At 65.1% G+C, this 21567-nt stretch carries 18 protein-coding genes; 11 read left to right on the top strand and 7 right to left on the bottom strand.

From position 1 onward, the window contains the following. Positions 1 to 69: 69 nt before the first annotated feature. The 3 genes from A3AC_RS0104655 to A3AC_RS0104645 all read left to right on the top strand — a co-directional run bounded on the left by A3AC_RS0104655 (position 70) and on the right by A3AC_RS0104645 (position 3397). A complete protein-coding gene (locus A3AC_RS0104655) occupies positions 70 to 1071 on the top strand; it encodes a sulfonate ABC transporter substrate-binding protein (RefSeq protein ID WP_025597650.1) in 1002 nt (333 codons plus the stop codon). 245 nt (positions 1072 to 1316) lie between these two features. Continuing rightward, positions 1317 to 2723, top strand: a complete 1407-nt coding sequence (locus A3AC_RS0104650; RefSeq protein WP_025597649.1) for a selenium-binding protein SBP56-related protein — start codon at positions 1317 to 1319, stop codon at positions 2721 to 2723. Further along, positions 2720 to 3397 (top strand): hypothetical protein, encoded by a 678-nt coding sequence (locus A3AC_RS0104645; protein WP_025597648.1) that lies wholly within the window; start codon positions 2720 to 2722, stop codon positions 3395 to 3397. The genes A3AC_RS0104650 and A3AC_RS0104645 overlap by 4 nt, the downstream gene beginning before the upstream one ends. Before the next feature lie 48 nt (positions 3398 to 3445). On the opposite strand, the gene A3AC_RS31260 is transcribed toward A3AC_RS0104645, so the two are convergent. Both A3AC_RS31260 and A3AC_RS0104635 read right to left on the bottom strand, forming a co-directional pair. Continuing rightward, on the bottom strand, positions 3446 to 3604 hold the full coding sequence (locus tag A3AC_RS31260; protein ID WP_442856462.1) for a LamG-like jellyroll fold domain-containing protein: 159 nt from the start codon (positions 3602 to 3604) through the stop codon (positions 3446 to 3448). Between the two features lie 244 nt (positions 3605 to 3848). Next, a complete protein-coding gene (locus tag A3AC_RS0104635; RefSeq protein WP_025597646.1) occupies positions 3849 to 4082 on the bottom strand; it encodes a DUF2795 domain-containing protein in 234 nt (77 codons plus the stop codon). 257 nt (positions 4083 to 4339) lie between these two features. Between A3AC_RS0104635 and A3AC_RS0104630 the strand changes: the two genes are divergently transcribed. The 3 genes from A3AC_RS0104630 to A3AC_RS0104620 all read left to right on the top strand — a co-directional run bounded on the left by A3AC_RS0104630 (position 4340) and on the right by A3AC_RS0104620 (position 7793). Next, on the top strand, positions 4340 to 6544 hold the full coding sequence (locus tag A3AC_RS0104630) for a VTT domain-containing protein (protein ID WP_025597645.1): 2205 nt from the start codon (positions 4340 to 4342) through the stop codon (positions 6542 to 6544). Next, the gene (locus A3AC_RS0104625; RefSeq protein ID WP_025597644.1) at positions 6541 to 7317 is read left to right on the top strand and encodes an endonuclease/exonuclease/phosphatase family protein; all 777 of its coding nucleotides are present in this window, start codon (positions 6541 to 6543) and stop codon (positions 7315 to 7317) included. The genes A3AC_RS0104630 and A3AC_RS0104625 overlap by 4 nt, the downstream gene beginning before the upstream one ends. Positions 7318 to 7487: 170 nt before the next feature. After that, entirely contained in the window at positions 7488 to 7793 is a 306-nt protein-coding gene (locus A3AC_RS0104620) for a hypothetical protein (RefSeq protein WP_025597643.1), read from the top strand. Positions 7794 to 7827: 34 nt separating this feature from the next. Here A3AC_RS0104620 and A3AC_RS0104615 read toward each other — a convergent pair whose 3' ends face one another. From A3AC_RS0104615 to A3AC_RS0104605, 3 genes are all read right to left on the bottom strand, one after another. Beyond that, positions 7828 to 9534, bottom strand: coding sequence for a DNA-binding protein (locus A3AC_RS0104615; protein ID WP_025597642.1), 1707 nt, complete (start codon positions 9532 to 9534; stop codon positions 7828 to 7830). A gap of 139 nt (positions 9535 to 9673) precedes the next feature. After that, on the bottom strand, positions 9674 to 11020 hold the full coding sequence (locus tag A3AC_RS0104610; protein ID WP_025597641.1) for a PQQ-dependent sugar dehydrogenase: 1347 nt from the start codon (positions 11018 to 11020) through the stop codon (positions 9674 to 9676). A 37-nt stretch (positions 11021 to 11057) separates the two neighbouring features. Further along, complete coding sequence (locus A3AC_RS0104605; RefSeq protein ID WP_025597640.1) at positions 11058 to 12722, bottom strand: alpha-amylase family protein; 1665 nt, start codon at positions 12720 to 12722, stop codon at positions 11058 to 11060. 48 nt (positions 12723 to 12770) lie between these two features. On the opposite strand from A3AC_RS0104605, the gene A3AC_RS0104600 reads away from it, so the two are divergent. Beyond that, positions 12771 to 14345, top strand: a complete 1575-nt coding sequence (locus tag A3AC_RS0104600; protein WP_025597639.1) for an alpha-amylase family glycosyl hydrolase — start codon at positions 12771 to 12773, stop codon at positions 14343 to 14345. Positions 14346 to 14348: 3 nt separating this feature from the next. Here A3AC_RS0104600 and A3AC_RS0104595 read toward each other — a convergent pair whose 3' ends face one another. Together A3AC_RS0104595 and A3AC_RS0104590 are read right to left on the bottom strand one after the other, a co-directional pair. Beyond that, on the bottom strand, positions 14349 to 16112 hold the full coding sequence (locus tag A3AC_RS0104595; protein ID WP_025597638.1) for an ATP-binding protein: 1764 nt from the start codon (positions 16110 to 16112) through the stop codon (positions 14349 to 14351). A gap of 31 nt (positions 16113 to 16143) precedes the next feature. Next, positions 16144 to 17286, bottom strand: coding sequence for a substrate-binding domain-containing protein (locus A3AC_RS0104590; protein WP_025597637.1), 1143 nt, complete (start codon positions 17284 to 17286; stop codon positions 16144 to 16146). A gap of 360 nt (positions 17287 to 17646) precedes the next feature. Between A3AC_RS0104590 and A3AC_RS0104585 the strand changes: the two genes are divergently transcribed. The 4 genes from A3AC_RS0104585 to A3AC_RS0104570 all read left to right on the top strand — a co-directional run bounded on the left by A3AC_RS0104585 (position 17647) and on the right by A3AC_RS0104570 (position 21538). Next, positions 17647 to 19065: an ATP-binding protein gene (locus tag A3AC_RS0104585; RefSeq protein WP_025597636.1), complete on the top strand. Its 1419-nt coding sequence runs from the start codon at positions 17647 to 17649 to the stop codon at positions 19063 to 19065. Positions 19066 to 19074: 9 nt separating this feature from the next. Further along, the gene (locus A3AC_RS0104580; protein ID WP_025597635.1) at positions 19075 to 19443 is read left to right on the top strand and encodes a response regulator; all 369 of its coding nucleotides are present in this window, start codon (positions 19075 to 19077) and stop codon (positions 19441 to 19443) included. Continuing rightward, on the top strand, positions 19436 to 20038 hold the full coding sequence (locus A3AC_RS0104575; RefSeq protein ID WP_025597634.1) for a chemotaxis protein CheC: 603 nt from the start codon (positions 19436 to 19438) through the stop codon (positions 20036 to 20038). The genes A3AC_RS0104580 and A3AC_RS0104575 overlap by 8 nt, the downstream gene beginning before the upstream one ends. 72 nt (positions 20039 to 20110) lie before the next feature. Continuing rightward, positions 20111 to 21538 carry an HD domain-containing phosphohydrolase gene (locus A3AC_RS0104570; protein ID WP_025597633.1) on the top strand — a complete coding sequence of 476 codons (1428 nt, stop codon included), beginning with the start codon at positions 20111 to 20113 and terminating at the stop codon, positions 21536 to 21538. Positions 21539 to 21567 lie beyond the last annotated feature (29 nt).

The following is a 21567-nucleotide window of genomic DNA, read 5'->3' as shown; positions in this document are numbered from 1 at the left end:
TCGGTTCGTCGGGCTCGCGGCCGCAGGTAGGATGGCTCGGCGTATGCACTTCTAACCTTTCCGCCTGCCATGTCCACGATAAAAACGCCGAACCATCGCCGCTCATTCATCAAACTTTCCGTGGGCGCCGCCGCGGCCGTGGCAACGGTCGCCTCTGCGCCGTTCGTCGCGCCGCTTGCGTTCGCGCAGGCGCCGTCGCAAAGCGGGCCGCGCTCTCTGCGGATCGGCAATCAGAAGGGCTACCTGAATTTGCTGAAGGGGCGCGGCACGCTCGAAAAGCGGCTTGCGCCGCTCAACGTATCGGTGAGCTGGACGGAGTTTGCCGCCGGCCCGGTGCAACTCGAGGCGCTGAACGTCGGCTCGATCGATTTCGGCGATGTGGGCGAAGCGCCGCCCATTTTCGCGCAGGCCGCTGGCGCGCCGCTCGCCTATGTGGCGGCCACGGTTCCGCGTCCGCAATCCGAAGCGGTACTCGTGCCGCCGGGCTCGCCGATCCGCACTGTGGCGGACCTGAAGGGCAAGAAGATCGCCCTCAACCGGGGCAGCAACGTCCACTACTTTCTGGTCAAGCTGCTGCGTCAGCATGGCCTGCAATACGCGGACGTGAACGTGGCTTTCCTTGCGCCCGCCGACGCGCGCGCGGCGTTCGAGCGCGCATCCATCGATGCATGGGTGATCTGGGACCCGTTCTTTGCGGCGGCGCAGAAGTCGCTCGGTGCGCGCGTGCTCGCGGATGCGAGCGGCGTCGTCGGCAATCGCGGCTACTACTTTTCGTCGCAAAGCTATGCGGCGAAAAATCCCGACGTGATCCGGATCGTGATCGAGGAAATCGAAAAGGTCGACCAGTGGGGCAGCCGCAACAAGGATCAGTTGTCGAGCGAACTGGCGCAGCTCTGGGGCTTGCCAAAGCCGGTCGTGGATGCCGTCGTGGCGCGTCAGCAGTTCGGCACTGAGCGCATCACGCGCGCGATTCTCGGCGAGCAGCAGCAGATAGCGGATGCGTTTCTCGACCTGGGCCTGATTCCCAAACACGTCGACGTGCTGCGGGCCGGGCCGCCGAATCTCGCCTGATGTCCGGACACTGCGGACCCTGCGGACCGTGCAGACCGTGCGCCAGCCCCGCAAGCCATCCGGCCGCCGCTTAAAAGCGCGCCGCAAGAACCGTGCGGCAAGTGCTTCAATGAAAAGCTCCGCGAAACTTCGGGTTGCTCTCCTGAAGGCCGTGGACTACATCTAAAGCCGGGGCGCATCCGGCGCGTTCAGCGCGGCTGAGCCCGCCGAGGCCGCGCCCCGAGTCCGCCAGAGGAGAAACCGTCATGGGTATGCGCCCCGATCCCACCTTTCACGCGTCGCCGCGCCTCGCCATGGATGCGCCCGCGGAAGAATACGCGTACACGCTGCTGCTGAGCCCCGATTTCTCGCAGCCGGACGCGCTCGCTGTCATCGACGTGAAGCCCGGCTCGCCGACGTATAGCCAGGTGGTTCACACCGTGCCGGTGCCGAACAAGGGCGACGAATTCCATCATTTCGGCTGGAATGCGTGTTCGTCGGCGCTCTCGCCGCTCACGGGCCACGCCTTTCTGGAGCGGCGCTATCTGATCATTCCGGGCATGCGCTCGTCGCGCATCTATATCGTCGATACGAAGCCGCATCCGACCGAGGCGAAGATTCACAAGATCATCGAGCCCGAGGAAATTTTCCGCAAAACGGGCTACTCGCGTCCGCATACCGTCCATTGCGGACCCGAAGGCATTTACGTCAGCACGCTCGGCGGCGCGGGGCCGGACGGCACCGGGGGGCCTCCGGGCATCTTCATCATGGACTGCGAAACATTCGAGGTGCTTGGCCGCTGGGAGATCGACCGTGGTCCGCAACAGAAGCACTATGACTTCTGGTGGAACCTGCCGCGCGACTACATGGTGTCGAGCGAATGGGCGCTGCCGCCGCAATTCGAAAACGGCATCGTTGCCGAGGACCTGCTCGCGAACAGATACGGGCACGCCGTGCACTTCTGGGACCTGCGCGCCCGGCGCAACGTGCAGACGATAGATCTCGGCGCGAATCATCAGATGGCGCTCGAGGTGCGGCCCGCGCACGATCCGAGCCGCGAGTACGGCTTTATCGGCGTGGTGGTGGACACAACCAACCTGGAAGGCTCGATCTGGACCTGGTGGCGCGAAGGCGGACAGTTTCACATCGAGAAGACCGCGACCATCGCGCCGGAGCCCGCCGACCCCGCATCGCTGCCGCCGCTGCTGCAGGGCTTCGGCGCGGTGCCGCCGCTCGTCACGGACATCGATCTTTCCATCGACGACAAATTTCTCTACGTCGCCTGCTGGGGCACCGGCGAAATGCGCCAATACGACGTGAGCGAACCGCGCAAGCCGAAGCTCGTGGGTTCGGTGCATCTCGGCGGCATCGTGCGGCGCACGCCGCATCCGAACGGCGAGGCGTTCGCGGGCGGCCCGCAGATGGTCGAGATCAGCCGCGACGGCAAGCGCGTCTACTGGACCAACTCGCTTTACTCGACCTGGGACAACCAGTTCTATCCGAACGGCGTGCCCGCCGCGCAGGTCATGGCGCACGCGGACCCGGCAGGCGGCCTCACGCTCGCGGACGATTTCTGGGTGAAGTTTCCCGACGGCTATCGCGCGCACCAGATTCGCCTGGAAGGCGGCGACTGCTCGACCGATTCGTTCTGCTACCCGTCGGTGGGCGTTTGAGCGCAAGCTGGTCGCAAACCGGCCTCTGGCTTGCGGTCGTCGCAAGCGGTTGTTATCACGGCGTCAATCCGGCGATGGGCTGGCCGCTCGCCGTATCGAACGCGCTGATGCAAAGGAAGGCGTCCGGCCTGTTGAGCGCCCTCTGCTGGCTCGGCGCCGGACATCTGCTGGCGATCCTTCTGATGATGCTGCCCTTCGCGATGCTCGGCATGCTGCTCGCGTGGCAACGCGAAATCCAGGCGGGCGCCAGCGCGCTAGTGATCGGCTTCGGCGTTGTTTTGCTGGTGCGGCGGCGTCATCCGCGTGTGCTCGCGCGCATCGCGCCGTCGCGGCTCGCGCTCTGGTCGTTTGCGATTGCGCTAGCGCATGGCGCGGGACTGATGCTGGTGCCGATATACCTCGGCCTTTGCCGTGCCGACGAACTTGACCGCGCGCACGAAGCCGCGCGGGCGCTGATGCAGTCGCGACTCGGCATGGCGCTCGTCGTCTCCGGCGTGCATGCGGCCACGATGATGCTCGCGGGCGGGTTCATCGCGTGGCTCGTCTACCGTTATCTGGGGCTCAGGTTCGTGTTGCGCAGCTGGTTCAATCTGGACACGGTGTGGGCCATCAGTTTCATTCTGGTCGGCACGCTGGCGCTCGTTCTCAATGCCGGTGATTTGTCAAGCTCGTGAAGGGACCGGGCTGCGCGTTTCGCCGTCCGGTCCTCTCACGGTATGACGCTACAAGGCTGCTACAAGCGCCGTGATCTGATCGGCCGACATCGCGCCGCGATAGATGCGGAACTCGTCGATCGATCCATGGAAGTACTGGTCTCCCGAATACTGGAAGCGTCCAATCCAGTTCTGCGTGGCGGGACCGACACGCCAGGGCGCGGACACGAGTTGCCGGTCGCGTCGCGCGTGCAGGTGAGCTGGCCGTAGCCGAGCAGGCCGTAGCCGCCGCTCGTCCCCCGCGCAGATGGCGCCGCCGAGCGCGATGCCAAGCATGTTGTGCCCCTGATCGCGGCCAGTCTCCTGCCTTGTTGACGGACGCGGACGCCCTGCGGCATAGCGCGAATGGCGTCCGGAAAGGCTGAATTCCGGTAGGGAAAACTGATACGGTCGCGGCGACGCCCTTGTCTTCTTATTCCACGTTCGACGCCTCGCGAATGACAGCGGACACGCTGTCGAAACTGCGGTCGCCCATTCTTTTGAGCACGGCGAGCACTTCGCCGTCCGCGCCGTTGCGTTGCGCGAGTTCGACCAGCTTGTCGCGCGTGGTCGGAAATTGGGCGCCCTCCAGCGCACGTGTGATTTCGTCCGGACGCGGTTCGTCGGGATGGCGGTGGTTCTGCGAGCGAGCGGGATGCTGGGCCATGTTCGTCTCCTTGCCAGTGGAAAAGAGCTTCATCCGAAAGGTTTCGCATAACCTGTGCCGCGATGGTTTCCGCAGGCCTGGTCAGACGAGAGAAGCCTTTATGTCTGCGAAAAATTTCAACGGGCGTAGAGCAAATACACGTCGCGCGCAGCCTGGCGATGCGACGACCGCCCTCACGCGCGGGCCAGCGCGCCGCGCCACCGGCCGGTGGAATGGCATTTGCGTACGAGTTCCCGGGTAACCGTCGCCCAATTGCCATGAGTGAACCCGACCCCATGCAGCCCGAACTGCTCGATCCGCCGTCGCGCGACACCGCCGACGCGCCGCCCGTCGTTCATAACGGCGAGGTGATGGACACGAGCTCCACCTGCGAATGGATTCTGAAGGCGCACCGCGCCAGCGTACTGATCGACGCCGCTTCGTACTACGCGGTACTGCGCAGGATGATTCCGCGCGCGCGGCATTCGATCTTCATCCTTGGCTGGGATATCGACAGCCGTATCGAACTGGTTCCGGGCGGCGCCGACGACGGCTTTCCCGCGAAACTCTCCGAGTTCCTCTGCGCGGTGCTCGACGAAAATCCGCACTTGCGCATTTACCTGCTCGGCTGGGATTTCGCGATGCTGTATGCGTTCGAGCGCGAATGGCTGCCCTCCTACAAACCAGCATGGCATGCGCACCGGCGGCTGTCGTTCCGGCTCGACGGGCGGCATCCGCTCGGCGCGTCGCATCATCAGAAAATCGTCGTGATCGACGACAGCCTGGCGTTCACCGGCGGCATCGACCTCACCGGCTCGCGCTGGGACACGCCCGAGCATCGGCCCGGCGATCCGCTGCGCAAGAACCTCGGCAAGACGAGCTACGAGCCCATGCACGACGCGCAGCTGATGTTCGACGGCCCGGCGGCCGCCGCCATCGCGCATCTGGCGCGCGAGCGCTGGCGCCGCTCGCGCCGCAGCGGCAAGGCCGGCCGGCCGTTCAACGGCAAGCCGCCGTCGCGCACGGATTTGTGGCCGGCCGGTATAGAGCCGGATTTCGTCGATGTCGATCTCGGCATTTCGCTCACCGAGCCCGCCTACGACGGCAGGCCGGCCATCCAGCAGGTGAAGGCGTTGCATCTGGCCGCCGTGGCCGCCGCGCGCCGCAACATCTATATTGAGAACCAGTACTTCACGGCGAATTCGGTCGGCTCGGCGCTGCAAAAACGCATCGCGGAACCGGACGGGCCCGATCTCGCCGTGGTGTGTCCTTATCGCCAGAGCGGCTGGCTTCAGGAGGCGACGATGGGCGTGCTGCGCGCCCGTCTGCACAAGCTGCTGGAAGCGGCCGACAGCAACGGCCGCTACGCGATGTACGCCCCTGCCGTGGATGCGCCGAACGGCCAGTTCATCAACGTGCACAGCAAGATCATGATCGTCGACGAGCGTTTGCTCGTGATCGGCAGCGCCAATCTGAACAATCGCTCGATGGTGCTCGACTCCGAGTGCTGCATCGTGATCGACGCGCGGGACAATCCCGAGCGCCAGGCGGCGATTGCGCGCATTCGCAACCGTCTGCTCGCCGAACACCTGGATGCGAGCGAAGCCGATGTCGAACAGGCGCTCGCGCAACATGGCCGGCTCAATGCAGCGATAGCGAGCCTCCAGCGCGATGCGGTGCGCACGCTGCAACGGTTGACGCCTGAGGTGCCGCCCGAACTGCGCGACATTGCCGACCGGGTTCACGTGCTCGATCCCGAAGCGCCGATTGCCGCCAACGAATTGCTCGCGCAGTTTCTGCCCGAGCCCACGCATCGTCCGGTGATCGCCAAACTGCTGGTGCTCGGCGCACTCGCGCTCGGCGTCGTCGCGCTGACCATTGCATGGCGCTTCACGCCGTTCGGCCATGAGCTGAGCTTTGCGAAGCTGACCGCCGATACGCAACGGCTCGCCGCCACGCATTTCGGCCCGATCGCCGTGGTGGCGATGTACGCGCTGGCCGCGCTGCTCTCGGTGCCGGTGACCTTGCTGATCGCCGTGACGGGTCTCGTGTTCGGCGCGATAGCCGGCGCCGCGTATGCGCTCGCCGGCACGCTGATCGCCGCGGCAGCGGGCTGGGCCGCGGGCGCCTGGCTCGGCCGCGACGCCGTGCGCGAGCTGGCCGGCGCGCGCCTGAATCAGCTCAGCGAACGACTGCGCAGCAAGGGGCTGGTCGCAGTCATCCTGTTGCGGCTCGTGCCGGTCGCGCCGTTTTCGATTGTCAATCTCGCGGCGGGCGCCTCGCATATCCGCTTCTGGGACTTCATGGCGGGCACGGCGATCGGCATGGCGCCAGGCGTCGTGCTCGCGACCTCGTTCGCGCGCCAACTGGTGACGGCGGTCCGGCATCCGACGCCGCTCTCGCTGCTGCTCGTCGCCGCCATCGGCGTGGCGCTGGTGTCGATGTCGCTGGTGTTGCGGCGCATGCTGACGAGGCGGCAATGAGCGGGCGCGCGAACGAAACCGTCGCCCTCGAAGAAGCGCAACCCGCGCCGCGCGTGCGCACGCGGCCGGCGCACGCGAGCCATGCGGGCGAGCCGCTGCGCATCGTCACGTACAACATTCATGGCGCGGTAGGCACGGATGGCAAGCGCTCGGGGGCGCGCATCGCGGAGGTGATCACGGCATTGAACGCGGACGTGGTGGCGTTGCAGGAAGTGCCGCTCGGCGGCGCCGCGAGCATCGACATACTGCGCGAGCTGCAGGATCTGACCGGCATGCACGCGGTGCCCGGCCCGACGCTCGACGGCCCCGACCGGCGCTTCGGCAATGCGGTTCTGACCAATCTGCCGGTGCGCGCGGTGCGCACGCTGGACCTGTCGTTCGGCAGCAGAGAGGCGCGCGGCGCGCTCGACGTCGATATCGACACCGGCAACGGGCTGATGCGGATCGTCGCGACGCACCTCGGGCTGTCGGCGCGCGAACGCCGCGCCCAGGTGCGGCTGCTGCTCGAAGCGTTCGATACGCCCGATCTTCCGGTGATCCTGCTCGGCGATCTGAACGAATGGTTCGTCTGGGGATGGCCGCTGCGGGCACTGCTCACGCGTTTCGGGCGGGTGGCGGCGCCGCGCACGTTTCCGTCGCGGTTTCCGGCCTTTGCGCTCGACCGCGTGTGGGTGCATCCGGCCGCGCGTCTTGTCGATATTCAGGTGGATAGAAGCGAGCCCGCGCGCATCGCGTCGGATCATCTACCGCTGGTTGCGCGCGTGCTGCGCTGAAGCGCCGATTTGCCCGTTCGCTTTGCGGATTCGCGTGCTATTGAGCGATGTCCAAACGGAGTGCCCGGGGCCGATGGAACGGCGCGTGCTGCGCATGCTGGTGCGCTGCGTGTGCCTGAAACATTGCACGCAGATGTCGTTCGCTACCGACCTCAGCCAGGAGACGACTCATGACCGAGCAGCAAGACGCTTCTTCCACTTCGAACGGGGAGCCCGCCGCGCCGCCCTCACCGTCCACACCTTCGCGCGAAGGCTTGTCGGGGCCGGGGCCGGCTCAGCCGCAGCCGGTCCCGTCGCCCGCGCCGGGCACGCCGCGCACGCCGGGCGGCAATCAGCTGGACGCCATCGACGAAACCGATGCCGACAAGGTCGTACCGAAAGATCCCAAAGAGACGCAATTGCGCGACACGGCCTCTGCGCCAGGCGCGGGTAGTCATAGTGTCGACGATGCCGGCTCGCCGCCGAAGCCGTTGTAAGCGGAGGCCGGCTTGCGGCTCGCCCGCAAGCCGCTCAGGCCTCGATCTTCGACATCACCGCAGTCGCCGGATCGTACCGATAGCCCTTCTGCTCGAGCCGTTCCGCGAGCGTCGCGCTGATGAGCTTTTGCTGCGCGTCGCGCGAGACGAGATCGTGGTCGGGCTTCAACCGCTCGAGTTCCGACGACAGCCTGCGCAGAAGCGCGACCTCTGCCGCGCTGCGGGCGTCGAGGAACGTCACTTTCTGATTCGTCGCGCCGAGCCGCTGCTTCAGTTCCTTCGCGTGTGCGATCCACTGCTCGGCCAGCGTGCGCAGTTCGCCGTAGGCCTTTTCGTGCGCCTTCGCCTGACTGGTCATCTGACGGCGTAGCGACGCGAGTTCCTCGGCCATCGCGGCTTCCTTCGACTCGTGTTCGGGAGACGCCGTGTCCGTCGCCGCGTTCTCTTGCTGAACCTGCGCGAGCCGCTGCGCATGCGTGCTTTCGAGCTCGGCAAGCTGACGCTCGAGTTCCGTCACGCGTTGTTCGGCCGTCTCCGCACGGCTTGCGGCCGCCGATACGTCCTGCGCGAGGCGGGTCGTCTCTGCGGTCGCGGCCGCGTTGGCTTCGCTCATCGACGTAAGCTGTTCGCGGGCGGCGGCGAGCTCCTGCCGCACGCGCTCGAGTTCGGCGCGCTGGGCCGCGGCTTCGTCGCCGCGAGCAGCCTGTGCGTCGCGCTCGGCCGATAGTTGGGCGCGGGTCTGATCCAGTTCGGTCTGCAACGCGGCGAGCTGCGCGAGGCTTTCGCTGGCCTGCAGTGCAGCGTCCTCTGCACGCGACGACGCCGCGCTTGATTCCTCCGCCCAGCGCTGCACTTCCTTCGCATGCGCTTCGCCGGCCTCGCCCAGCGCGGCTGCATTTTCGTGTGCGACATCGCGTTCGTGGATGAGGCGCGCGATTTCTTCGTCTTTGGCGATCGCCGCGGTACTCAACCCTTCGCGAGCCTGACGTTCTTCGGTCAAGGACGTCTCAGCGGCTTGCAGCCGGGCTTCGGCAGCCAACGCACGTTGCTCAAATTCCGCAACCCGTGATTCCGCAGCCGTGGCCCGTTGCTCGAACTCCACAAGGCGTGCTTCCGCAGCCCTGGCCCGCTCCTCAGCCTCGGCTATGCGCGCCTCGCTCGCGGCTTCGCGCTCCTCGGTTTGCGCAACGCGCGACTCGGCTGCCGCAGCGCGGTCTTCTAGTTCGGCGACGCGGTCCTCGGCGGCCTTCGCACGGTCCCGTAACGCCGGCAGTTCCGTCGCGAGGCGATTCACTGCGTCTTCGGAAATGCTCAGCGCGTTCGTGAGCGTCGCGACACGCTCGCGCGCCAACTCGGCTTCGGCGAGCGTGTTCTGATATTCGGCAAGCGCCTCGTCGCGCTCGGCGGCAATCGCATCGGCGTGGCCGCCTGCAAGCGCAAGCCGCTGATTGACGACGCGCTCGGCTTCCTCGCGCGCGCTCGCCCACAGATTGCCGGCGGCGCTCAGCATGGTTTGCGCGACGTCGTCCGGCAAGCTGGTCATGACCGGCGCGGGCGCCTCTGCCGACGCGGGCTGCCGCGCCTGCCGCCAACGCTCCAAGGCCGCGGACACGGCGACAATCGAACCGCTGCGGACTTCTCCCCAGATCGCCAGCGCGGACACCTTCTTGCCTTCGCCGGCCATGCGGTCCGCTATTTGAGCCACCCGTTCGTCGGTGACGGTGTCTGTTTCCATGGACATGAACGCCTCGAGATTCAAAGTAAGCAGGCGGGGATCGAGCCTTCCGCGCCGTCGTTGGTGGCAGGTATTTTACCGGGCAATTCCTGGCGCTCGCGGCGGCGCGGCTTCACGCCGTTGCGAGGGCGAATACAGCGCACCGTCAGTTACCGCTGTAGACGACTTTCCATACGGCGTTGCCCACGTCGTCGGCAACGTACAGTGCGCCGGTTCTGTCGACCACGACGCCGACGGGGCGGCCCCACGCGTGCCCGTCCGGACTCAGGAAACCGCTCAGAAAGGTCTCCGGCATGCCCGCGGGCCGCCCGTTCTCGAACGGCACGAAAATGACCTTGTAGCCGCTAGGCTCCTTGCGATTCCACGATCCGTGCTGCCCGACAAACGCGCCGCCCCAGTAATGCCGCGGGAAGCTCCTGCCGGTGTAGAACGCGAATCCGAGCGACGCCGTGTGATTGCCGAGCGCATAGTCCGGCGTGAGCGCGCTCGCCACCTTGTCCGGCCGCTGCGCCTTCACGCGCGTATCGACATGTTGCCCGTAGTAGCTATAAGGAAAACCGTAGAAGCCGCCGTCTTTCACCGCGGTCATGTAGTCGGGCACGAGGTTGTCGCCCAGTTCGTCGCGCTCGTTGACGGCGGCCCACAATGCGCCGCTGTCGGGCTGCCAGTCCATTCCGTTCGGATTGCGCAGGCCCGAGGCGAACACGCGCGAGCGTCCCGTCGCGAGCGTGTATTCGAGAATGAGCGCGCGGCCCTCTTCCTGCTCGATGCCGTTTTCCGCGACGTTGCTGTTCGAGCCGACCGTCACATAGAGACGCTGCCCGTCGCGGCTCGCCACCACATTCTTGGTCCAGTGATGATTGATCGGCCCCGCGGGCAGATCGGCGAGCTTCTCGCCGGCCGCCGTGATCTGCGTGTCGCCCGCGCGATACGGAAAGCGCAGCAACGCGTCGGTATCCGCGACATAAAGCGAGTCGCCGACGAGCGCCATGCCGAACGGCGAGTGAAGCCCCGCGATCAACACGCTGCGGCTTTGCGCGGTGCCGCCCGCGCCGCGCAACAGCACGATCCTGTCGGGACTTTGCACGCCCGCGCCCGCGCGTTTCATCACCAGTTTCATTACCTGCTTGCGCACCCAGCCGAGAATGCTCTGGTGCTCGTCATGCTGGGCCGGCGCATTGCTTTCGGCGACCAGCAGATCGCCGTTCGGCAACGCATAGAGCCAGCGCGGATGCTCGAGTCCGCTCGCGAAGGCTGTCACCGTAAAACCTTCCGGAGCGCTCGGCGTGCTCTGGCTCGCGCGCGTTTGCACAGGCGCGATGTTGATCGTCGGCAGCAGCGAGGTTTGCGGCGCCGGCAGTTCCGGGTGCGGGCCCAGACCGGTGTCGCCGATATCCTCTGCCGTCGACGCGCAGGCCGTCAGACTCAGCGCGAGCAGCGTGGCCACGGCACCCAGGCGCGCCTTGCCGGATGCGGCGTAAAGCTTGTTCATTGCATAGCCTCGCAGGTTGCCGACTCCATGAACGTGTCTAGATTTCGCTGCGCCGCAGCAGATAGTCGAGCCCGCCGACCCGATACCACCGGTACCCATACGGCTCGAGCACGACCGCATGGCGGCCGTCGTCGTTCTCCTCGCTGTGATCGTCCGAGAGCAGGTTGATGAGCCGCGTCTGGCCCGGCTCCGTGCAGCCCGAGCGGAATCTCACCGTGCAGGCCGCGGCGCCGAAGTTATGCAGGCACAGCACCGAGTTGTTGCGCCAGTCGTAACGAAGCGCGAGCACATCGCCGCGCGACGCACGCAGCACCTCGAAGTCGCCCCAACTGATCTCCGGCACTTCACGGCGCATGCGGATCATGCGCTCCATCCAGTTCAGCATGGAATTCGGATCGCGCCGCTGGCTTGCCACATTGATGCGCTCGAACCCGTAAGCCCCGCCCGTTATCACGCGGCACGACGGCTTCGCGTGCCTGGTGAAGCCGCCGTGCGGTTCGGCCGACCATTGCATCGGCGTGCGCGCGCATTCGCGCTCGGGCAGGCTCAGGTCGTCGCCCATGCCGATTTCGTCGCCGTAACGGAACACCGGCGTGCCGGGCAAGGTGAGCATCAGGCTGTAGGCAAGCTCGAGCCGGCGCCTGTCGCCCGCGAGCATCGGCGCCAGGCGTCGGCGGATGCCGCGCTCGTAGAGCTGCATGTCGGAATCGGGCGCGAACGCGGCGAACACAGCCGCGCGCTGTTCTGGTGTCAGACGGCCAAGGTCGAGCTCGTCGTGATTGCGCAGGAACACGCCCCATTGCGCGGTCGGCGGACGCGGCCTCGTCGCCGTCAGTGCTTTTTTCAAGGGCGCCGTATCGCCGGTCGCAAGCGTGTAGAACGTGTTCTGGTTGAGCTGGAAGTTGAACATCATCTGCAGACGCTCGCCTTCGTCGCCGAAATATTCGAGGTCCGTATTGGGCAGCACGTTGGCCTCGGCAAGGATGATCGCGTCGCCCTGACGCCATTGCAGAAACTCGCGAAATGCGCGCAACATGTCGTATTGCTCGACGGGCTTGCGCACCTTGGGGCCTTTCGTCGCGATCACAAAGGGCACCGCGTCCATGCGGAATCCCGACACGCCGAGCTGGATCCAGAAGCCCATGATCTTCAGCAATTCGGCTTGCACGTACGGGTTCGCGGTGTTCAGATCCGGCTGGAAGTCGTAGAAGCGATGGAAATACCAGCGCTTTGCCTGCTTGTCGAAACTCCATGTGGACTTCTGCACGCCGGGAAATACCACGCCGTCTTTTGCATTTTGCGGCTGTTTGTCGGACCACACATACCAGTCGCGATACTGCGAGCCGGGATCGCTGCGTGCTTCCCTGAACCAGGGGTGCTGATCGGACGTGTGATTGACCACGAGATCGATCATCACACGCAGCCCGCGCTCGCGGCACGCATGCGTGAATTCGGAGAAGTCTCCGAGCGTGCCGTATCTGGGATCGACGTTGTAGTAGTCGCAAATGTCGTAGCCGTTGTCGCGGCCCGGCGAAGGCTGGAACGGCATCAGCCAGATCGTCGTCACGCCGAGCCCTTGCAGGTAGTCGAGGCGGCGCAAAAGGCCCTTGAAGTCGCCCACGCCGTCGCCATTCGCGTCCATGAACGTGCCTACCGAGAGGCAGTAGACAATGGCGTTCTTGTACCAGAGGTCATTGAGCATGCGATCCGCGCCTCGCGCCTTGACAATCGATCGTTGAGAGGACTTGCAATGTCGGAACTGGCATGGTGGCAACGCGGCGTGATCTACCAGATCTATCCGCGCTCGTTTCAGGACAGCGACGGCGACGGCATCGGCGATCTCGCGGGCATCAGCTCGCGTCTTTCGTATCTCGCCGAGCTGGGCGTCGATGCAGTCTGGGTTTCCCCCATCTACCCGTCGCCCATGGCCGACTTCGGCTACGACGTCGCGGACTACTGCAACATCGACCCGATGTTCGGCACGCTTGCCGACTTCAAGCAATTAGTGGACCGGGCCCACGACCTGGGGCTCAAGGTGCTGCTCGATTTCGTGCCGAACCACTCGTCCGACCGGCATCCGTGGTTCGAGGAAAGCCGCTCGTCGCGCGACAATCCGAAGCGGGACTGGTATTTGTGGCGCGATGCGGCGCCCGACGGCGGCCCGCCCAACAACTGGCTGAGCCGCATGGGCGGCTCCGCGTGGGAATGGGACGCGCGGACCCGCCAGTACTACTACCACGCGTTTCTGCGCGAACAGCCGGATCTGAACTGGCGCAATCCGCACGTGCGCCGCGCCATGGACGACGTGCTGCGGTTCTGGCTTGACCGCGGGGTGGATGGCTTTCGCGTCGACGTACTGTGGCTGCTGATCAAGGACGCGCAGTTCCGCGACAACCCGCCCAACCCCGCGTACGAGCCGGGCGAGCCGGACCATCACCGGCAACTGCAGACCTATACCGAAGACCAGCCCGAGGTACACGAGATCGTGCGCTCGATGCGCGCCACGCTCGACGCATACGGCGAGCGCGTGCTGATCGGCGAGATCTATCTGCCGGTCCCGCAACTGGTCCGCTATTACGGCGCTAACGGCGACGGCGCGGACATGCCGTTCAATTTCCAGTTGCTCAACGCGACATGGCATGCCGGCGACATCGCCCGCATGATCCGCGATTACGACAGCGCGCTACCTGAACACGCGTGGCCCAACTGGGTGCTCGGCAATCATGACAATCCGCGCGTCGCATCGCGCGTGGGCGATGCGCAGGCACGTGTGGCCGCCGTGCTGCTGCTGACGCTGCGCGGCACGCCGACGCTGTATTACGGCGATGAAATCGGTATGACAGATGCCGTGATTCCGCCGGATCAGGTCCAGGATCCGGCCGAACTGCGCCAGCCCGGCATCGGCCAGGGACGCGATCCCGAGCGCACGCCGATGCAATGGGACGCATCGCTGCCCAATGCCGGTTTTACAACCGGCAAGTCATGGTTACCGGTCTCGACTCCCACCAGCGTGCAGAGCCAGGAGGGCGACGCGTCGAGCATGTTGTCGCTGTATCGCCGGTTGCTGAAACTGCGGCGCACCAATGCGGCGCTTGTGCAGGGCTCGATTGAAAACGTCGCGGCCTATGGCGACGTGCTGACTTATGAGCGGCACTTTCGCAAGCAACGCTTCTTCATCGCGCTGAACATGGGTGCGGCGGATGCGCAGGTGCAGGCGCACGCGGGCATCGTGCTGTTATCGACGCTTGCGGGACGCGATGGTCAGCGGCTCGTGGAAGGCACAAACCGTCTTGCGCCAGCCGAGGCATTGATCGCCTCCATCTGATTGCTATGCGCCGCTTGCGGCGAGCGCCTCTTCGGAGCTTTTCGGCAGCACCACGCGAAAGGTCGAACCCTGTCCGACTTCGGAGCGCACCTCGATTCGCCCGCCCTGCTTCCTGACGATGCCATACGAGATCGACAAGCCCAGCCCGGTGCCCGTGCCGACCGGTTTGGTCGTAAAGAACGGGTCGAAGATACGGTCGCGATGTTCCGGCTTGATGCCTTGCCCGCTGTCCTCCACCTCGACCCACACGGAGTTGTCGTCGTGGCCGGTGCGCACGGTGATACGGCCGTGTCCTTCAATGGATTGCGCCGCGTTCATCAGCAGATTCATGAACACCTGGTTGAGCTGCGACGGAATGCATTCGAGTTCGGGAATGGCGCCGAATTCGCGCCTTAACTCTGCCTTGTATTTCAACTCGTTCCAGACGATGCTGATGGTCGTATCCAGATTGCTCTCGAGATTGGCCCACTGCTTCTCCGCCTTGTCGACATGCGAGAAGTCCTTCAAGCCCTGCACGATGCGTTTCACTCTTTGCAAGCCTTCCACGGATTCGGACAGCAGCGTGGGAATATCGGTGCGCAGATAGTCGATGTCGATCTCGCGCTTCAATGCGGCCAGCGCGGCCCGCGATTCCGCTATCAGCTCGGCCTCGGTGCGCTCGTAAGCGGCGAGCGCCGTCAACAGGTCCGCTACATAGCGTTGCAGCGTGCCGAGGTTGGCATTCACGAAGCCCACCGGATTATTGATTTCATGCGCGACGCCAGCCGCGAGCTGCCCGATCGAGGCCAGCTTCTCCGACTGCAACAACTGACTGTGCGCTTGCGCAAGCTCGTTGATCAGCGCCTCCTGACGCGCTTTTTCTTCGCGCAGCGCTGCATACGCGCGTGCCAGTTCGCGCCTGTCCTCCTGGAACTGTTCGACGGCGCGTGCCATTTCGCCGATCTCGTCGCGACCCTTCACGATGCGAGCGGCGTGCTGCGCTTGCGCTGCGTCGCCGTTGCGCAGATTGCTGCTGACCACTTCCAGCCGCGCGAGCACATGCTTGCCGAGAAACGCATGCGCGACGAGCCACGCGAACAGCAGGCTCACTGCAACGAGGCCCGCAATCCAGCGCTCGTTTCGCGCGGACGCGCCGGCGAGCTGTTGCACGGCCTGCTGAAACTCCTGCGTGCATCGATCCGATTGAAGCTGGGCCGAGGCGACCATCGCGCTCGCCTGCTGGCGCAGGCCGTCGCTGAAAGTATCGCGCGGCGCGAGGGGTTGAGGAACGGCGCGCACGCTTGCGCCGCTTGCGCTGCTCTCGCGCGACCGGTTCGACGCCTGCCCGGCAGCCGCACGCAGATCGCTCTCGCGCAATTGCGCGACGATATTCACCGTGTTGCGGAACAACTGGCTCGCCTGATGGAGGTCGAGCACGCTGACGTCGTCATTGGCAGCGGCGAGCCGGTCGGAAAGCCGGTCGAAGTTTTCCAGCTGCTTGAGGATGTCCGCATAGCTCGCGCGCATCGCATCGAGCGAGCCGGCGCTCGCAAGCCGCGATGCTTCGCGCTCGATCATCAATGTGTGCTGCACGAGCGTGTCGGCGGCCTGCATGCGGGTCAGCTCGCCGGTGGCGAAGAGGCGCGTCTCGTTCGTCGCCACGCGCAATGTATAGACGGCAGTCAGGCCGCTCGTCGCGATCAGCAGCGTGAGCACGACCGTGGCCAGCGTGAATTGCCAGCGCAACGAGCGCGGCAACAGCTTCAGGCGTGTGGCGGCTAATCGCATGCGCCCGCTCCAGCTGAGTTCGCCATTGCCATCACCGCTTCCAGATGCCGCGGTAGACGTTGCGATAGCCGTTGTCGGGATCGAACTGCCCTTGCAAGCCGCCGTCGAACCGGATGTTCGCGGCCGTCACCAGATGAACCGGCGACACGTAGCCCGTTACCGGCTGATGCGCGAGCAGGCGATTCAATTCGTCCACCAGTTGCCAGCCCTGAAGATTCAGCGGTTCCGCGACTGTGCCGGTCTGGAAAGTCCCGGCCTGGATGCGTAGAAAAGCCGCCGCGCTGCCGTCGCCGGCCGACAGCATGCTGAGGCCCTGGTTCCTGTCGCCGGCACGGGTGAGCGTCGGTGCGGCGTAGTCGAAGTAGATGTCGTTGATCGCGAGCGCGTAGCTCCAGCGCTTGCCGTATTGCACGAGCAGTTCGTCGGTGACCGCTGGCATCTGCTCCGCGCTTTTCGAAATTGCAACGTCGCGCACGGCAAGCAGACGGCAATCGCGGCATGCGCGAATCACGTCGAGCATGGCATCGGTCTTGGCTCGCGCAATCTGGAAATTTCCGTCGGTAAACACTACGACGCCGGCGCGCGCGCCTGACTGGATCACGGCTGCCATTGCCGTAATACGCGCAACATCCAGCGGATTCGTCGACACGTTCATCGCCACCGGACCGTTCGTCATTGCGCCCGCAACCGGGCCGACATGCCAGCCGACAAGCGGAATCTTTCGCGCGGCGAACGGCAGCAGGTCCGGCTTCATGTCGCCCGCGTCGACGCCGACCAGAATCGCGCCGTCCGGCTGCAACGCCAGCGCGGCAGCAACGGCCTTGCTGCGGCCCGCCGCGGTTCCGCGCGCGTCGTAGACGCGGGTGTTCCAGCCGATCGCGTTGGCGGCTTCCTTGATGCCTTTGGCGACGCCCAGCACGCCGCCGTTGCGCAGGTCCTCGCTGATGATCGCAATCGTCGCGCCGGGCACCGCCGCGGGTCCGGATTTCGGTCCGTTCCAGCGCGATGCCGGTTCGCTCGCGCTATCCACGGCGCGCTGCATCGCGGCGAGATCGAGCTGCGTATCCGCGGGCGCGCGCTTAGCGGTCTGCTGCGTGTTCTGCGCGCATGCCGGACGCATGCATAGGCCGCAGAGCACGAGCAGCGCGGCCGTGAGCCCAAGGCGTGAATGCATGAATCCTCCCGAATATACCGAACGATGTGCGCCGCGGCCCGTCCGACCAGGCGGATTGCGCGAGGCGAGATGTCCCTCTTCACCCTGTTTACGGCGCATTCGCGGCCTGCTTGATACGGCGCGCATTACGGGAAACCCTCGGAGCGCGCCTGCGCCGCTTCGACGGCGGCGGATGGATCGGCGCGGCGCCCGCGCACCGTCGCACTTTATGCGTTCTGGACCAGGGTAAATACCGCTCCGTGCCGGCCCCTCGCGCTCCGTTAATTCATTCATAGCGGCGACGCCGGGCCCGGACGCAGCAGCGCTCACAGGCCCGGCGATGAGAGCGCCGCATGCTTTGTCATTTCACGGGCCATTTCGGTGAAAACCAAACTGTCGGAAGCTATTGTCGAGCGGGTGAATTGCGGGGTCTTCACGGTGGATCGCACGCTGCGCATTCTCACGTGGAATCGCTTCATGCACTCGCACAGCGGACGTTCGGCCGAATCCGTGATCGGGCAGAATCTGCTCGAAACGTTTCCCGAGTTGCCGCGGCAGTGGCTGAGCCGCAAGATCGAGGGCGTGTTCGTGCTCGGCACGCCGGCTTACTCGTCGTGGGAGCACCGCCCGTATCTGTTTCGCTTCGAGCATTCGCGGCCGATCACCGGCACGATCGACGCCATGCGTCAGAACTGCAGCTTCATTCCAATCGAGGACGATGACGGCGAGGTGTTCGCGGTGGGCGTCGCGATTGTCGATACGACCGACGTCTGCATCGCCTACGGCGAGCTTCAGGACCGCGAGAAAGCGGTGACCAGCGCGCTCGCCGAATTGACCGTGCGCAACGAGCAGCTTACTTCGCTCAACGAAGCGCTCGCGCATGCGCATCAGCAGTTGCTGCAATCGGAAAAGCTCGCCGCGATCGGTCAGCTTGCGGCGGGCGTCGCGCATGAGATCAACAATCCGGTGGGCTTCGTGCTGTCGAATCTCAATACGCTCGACAACTACGTGAAGACGCTGATCCGCTATGCAGCCGATGTCGAGCGCATGGTGAGCGAGGCCGCGCCCGCGCTGAAACAGGACATACAGACCCTCGCGGAACAGGCGGACCTTGAGTATCTGCTCGGCGACGCGCCCACGCTCGTGCATGAATCGAAGGAAGGACTCGCGCGCGTGCGCACCATCGTGGTGGATCTGCGCGACTTCTCACGGGTGGACAGCACGCATGTGTGGGAGCTTGCGGACATTCATCGCTGCATCGAGTCGACGCTCAACATCGTGCATAACGAGGTGAAGTACTGCGCGCATCTCGTGCGCGACTATGCCGAGATACCGCTGGTGCGCTGCATCCCCTCGCAGATCAGCCAGGTCGTGCTGAATCTGGTGGTCAACGCTGCGCAGGCGTACGGCGGCAATCACGAGCAGCACGGCGCTCCGCGCGGCACGATCACCGTGCGCACCGGCATGGACGCGGCCGATCCGTCCCACGTGTGGTTCGAAATCGCGGATGCGGGCTGTGGCATTCCGCCCGAACATCTGAAACGTATCTTCGACCCGTTCTTTACGACGAAGCCAGTTGGCCAGGGCACCGGCCTGGGTTTGTCGGTGACCTATGGAATCGTCAACGCGCACCGCGGCACGATTTCGGTGGCGAGCACCGTCGGCGAGGGCACGACGTTCCGCGTCACGCTGCCTGTCGACGCAACCCGGTTTGAAGAAAGCAGCAAAGCCGAAGCGCTCGCGCAAAGCGGCTCGCTGGATGCAATCGCGTTGCCGGCGCAATCGCCGGCGGCCACATGAGGTAGACCTATGCCATTGCCCGTACTCGTTGTCGACGATTCGACACTCGCCCGAAAACTATTGATCCGCTCGCTGCCCGAGGAATGGGACGTCGAGATCACCCAGGCGTCGGACGGCGCAGCCGCGCTCGAACTGTATCGCGCCGGCAAGGGCGCCGTGATCTTTCTGGATCTGACGATGCCCGTCATGAACGGCTTTCAGGTGCTCGAAGCGATCCAGCACGAGGGCCTCGATACATTCGTTATCGTCGTCTCGGCGGACGTGCAGTGCGGTGCCGTCGAGCGTGCGAAGTCCCTGGGCGCGATCGGCTTCATTTCCAAGCCGGTGTCCCCCGAAGCAATCCGGCCGATTCTCGCGGAGTACGGTCTCCATGAATGAACAGTCTCTGAACGAAGACCAGCGCGACGCATTGCAGGAAATCTGCAACGTCGGCATGGGCAAAGCGGCCGCCGCGTTGGCCAGACTGCTGGGCGCATTCGTCACGCTGTCCGTGCCCGACATCCGTCTTGTCGGCGTCGAACAGTTGCGTACCGCGCTCGGCGCACAGGACGAAAGCGAATTGCGGCCCGTGCGCCAGGCCTTCCAGTCGGATATATCCGGCGAGGCAATCGTGCTGGTCGGCAAGGACGGCCAGCGCGAACTGCAACAGCTGATGGGCCATGACGTCGGCGAGCCCGACACTGAAGTCGAAGTGTTGTGCGACATCACGAACCTGCTGGTCGGCGCATGCGTGCAAAGCGTGTTCGAGCAGTTGGGCCGGCACATCTGCTTCTCGCAGCCGACGCTGTTGCCGCTCGCGGGCAACAGGCACGATGCCCTGTTGCCCGGCGGGCGCTGGGACGTCGCGCTACTGCTCGAGATTCACTTCACGCTCGAGCAAGGCGGCTTCGGCGCGCGCATGGTGCTGCTGTTGCCCGATGCGGCGATCCGCGGCATGAAAGAAGCGCTCGACCACTTTCTCGAGGCGCTGTGAGGCGCAGTGAGGCACGCTGATGCGGTCTGATGCACCTGGCGCTGTCGCGCGAAATCAATCACGAGGTTAAACATGTCTGAACTTCGGGCAACCGCTTCTCCGTTCGAACCGGGCAACGCCGAACTGGCGGAGCCGGCATCGCTCGCTTCCCCTGTTGCGGCGCCTGCCGCCGAAGCCGAACCCGCACCGGTCCCCACCCTGCTGCTGGTGGACGACGAGCCCGGCGTAATCTCGTCGCTCAAACGCCTGTTGCGCCCATTGAAGTACGAGGTGCTGAGCGCGAATAGCGGCGCCGAGGCGCTTGCGCTGCTCGAATCGGCGCCAGTCGACGTGATCATCTCCGACATGCGCATGCCGAACATGGACGGCGCCGAGTTTCTCGCGCGCTCGCGCACGGTGACGCCCGACGCCATTCGCATTCTGCTCACCGGCTATTCGGAAGTGGATGCGGTGGTGCGCGCGGTCAACGAAGGCCACGTCTATCACTATCTGCACAAGCCGTGGGACGACCAGGATCTGCTGCTGACGATCCAGCGCGCGCTGGAACAGCTCGCCCTGCACCGCAAGGCCGAGCGGCTTACCGCGCTGCTGCAGGAGCAGAACGGCAAGCTCGCGTCGTTCAACATGGAACTGGAGCGCGAGGTCCATGCACGCACCGAGGAAATACGTCAGACTGTGATGTTTCTCGAAGGCGCGCAGCAGGACCTCAAAAGCAACTTCCTCACGATGGTGAAGGTCTGCGCGAACATGGTCGAAATGCGCTGCGGTTTGCCCGGCCATTCAGCGCGAATCGGCGAGACGGCCAGACAACTGGGCGCCGCGCTCGGCCTGAGCGACTACGCGTGCAACGAACTGTTGATGGCCGGTCTGCTGCACGGCATCGGCAAACTCTTCCTGCCCGATGCGCTGCTGAAAACGCCGATAGCCAAGCTCCAACCCCAGGAGGCGAAGCTCTATCAGCTTCATCCGCTGCATGGGCAGATGGCGCTTACGCCCGTGTCGCAACTGAGCGGCGTGCAGACCATGATCCGTCATCAGTATGAACGCTACGATGGGCGCGGCACGCCGGATGGCCTGATCGGCGGATTGATTCCACTCGGCGCGCGCGTGCTGGCTCTCGCGCGCGACGCGGAAGACCTGCGCATCGGCGTGATCGCGCCACAAAAGATGAACGACGCGCAGATCATCTCCACCGTGCGCGCGCAAAGCGGAATTCGCTACGATCCCGCGATTGCCGAGAAATACATCGAGCTGCTCACGAAGCACGCGGAATTGACGCCGGAAGGCGTACCCGACCGCGTCGACGCCTCGCATCTGAAGGAAGGCATGAAACTCGCCGACGACCTGCGCACCTCGCGCGGTACGCTGCTGATGACCAAGGGCAAGGTGCTGTCCGCCGACCAGGTCGCGCAGATTCGCCGCTATGAGGTCCACGAGGGCGAGCCGTTCGTGATTCTGGTCGAGCGCGCGGCGGATGCACGCAAGGCGGAAGCGGCCTGAGCCGTCACGCTGTGTTGCTCTCGCGCCGG

The organism is Burkholderia sp. WSM2230, from assembly GCF_000472445.1.
Taxonomy (GTDB): domain Bacteria; phylum Pseudomonadota; class Gammaproteobacteria; order Burkholderiales; family Burkholderiaceae; genus Paraburkholderia.
Note: the sequence above shows the minus strand (reverse complement) of the source record. Positions and strands in the feature narration are given on the sequence as shown.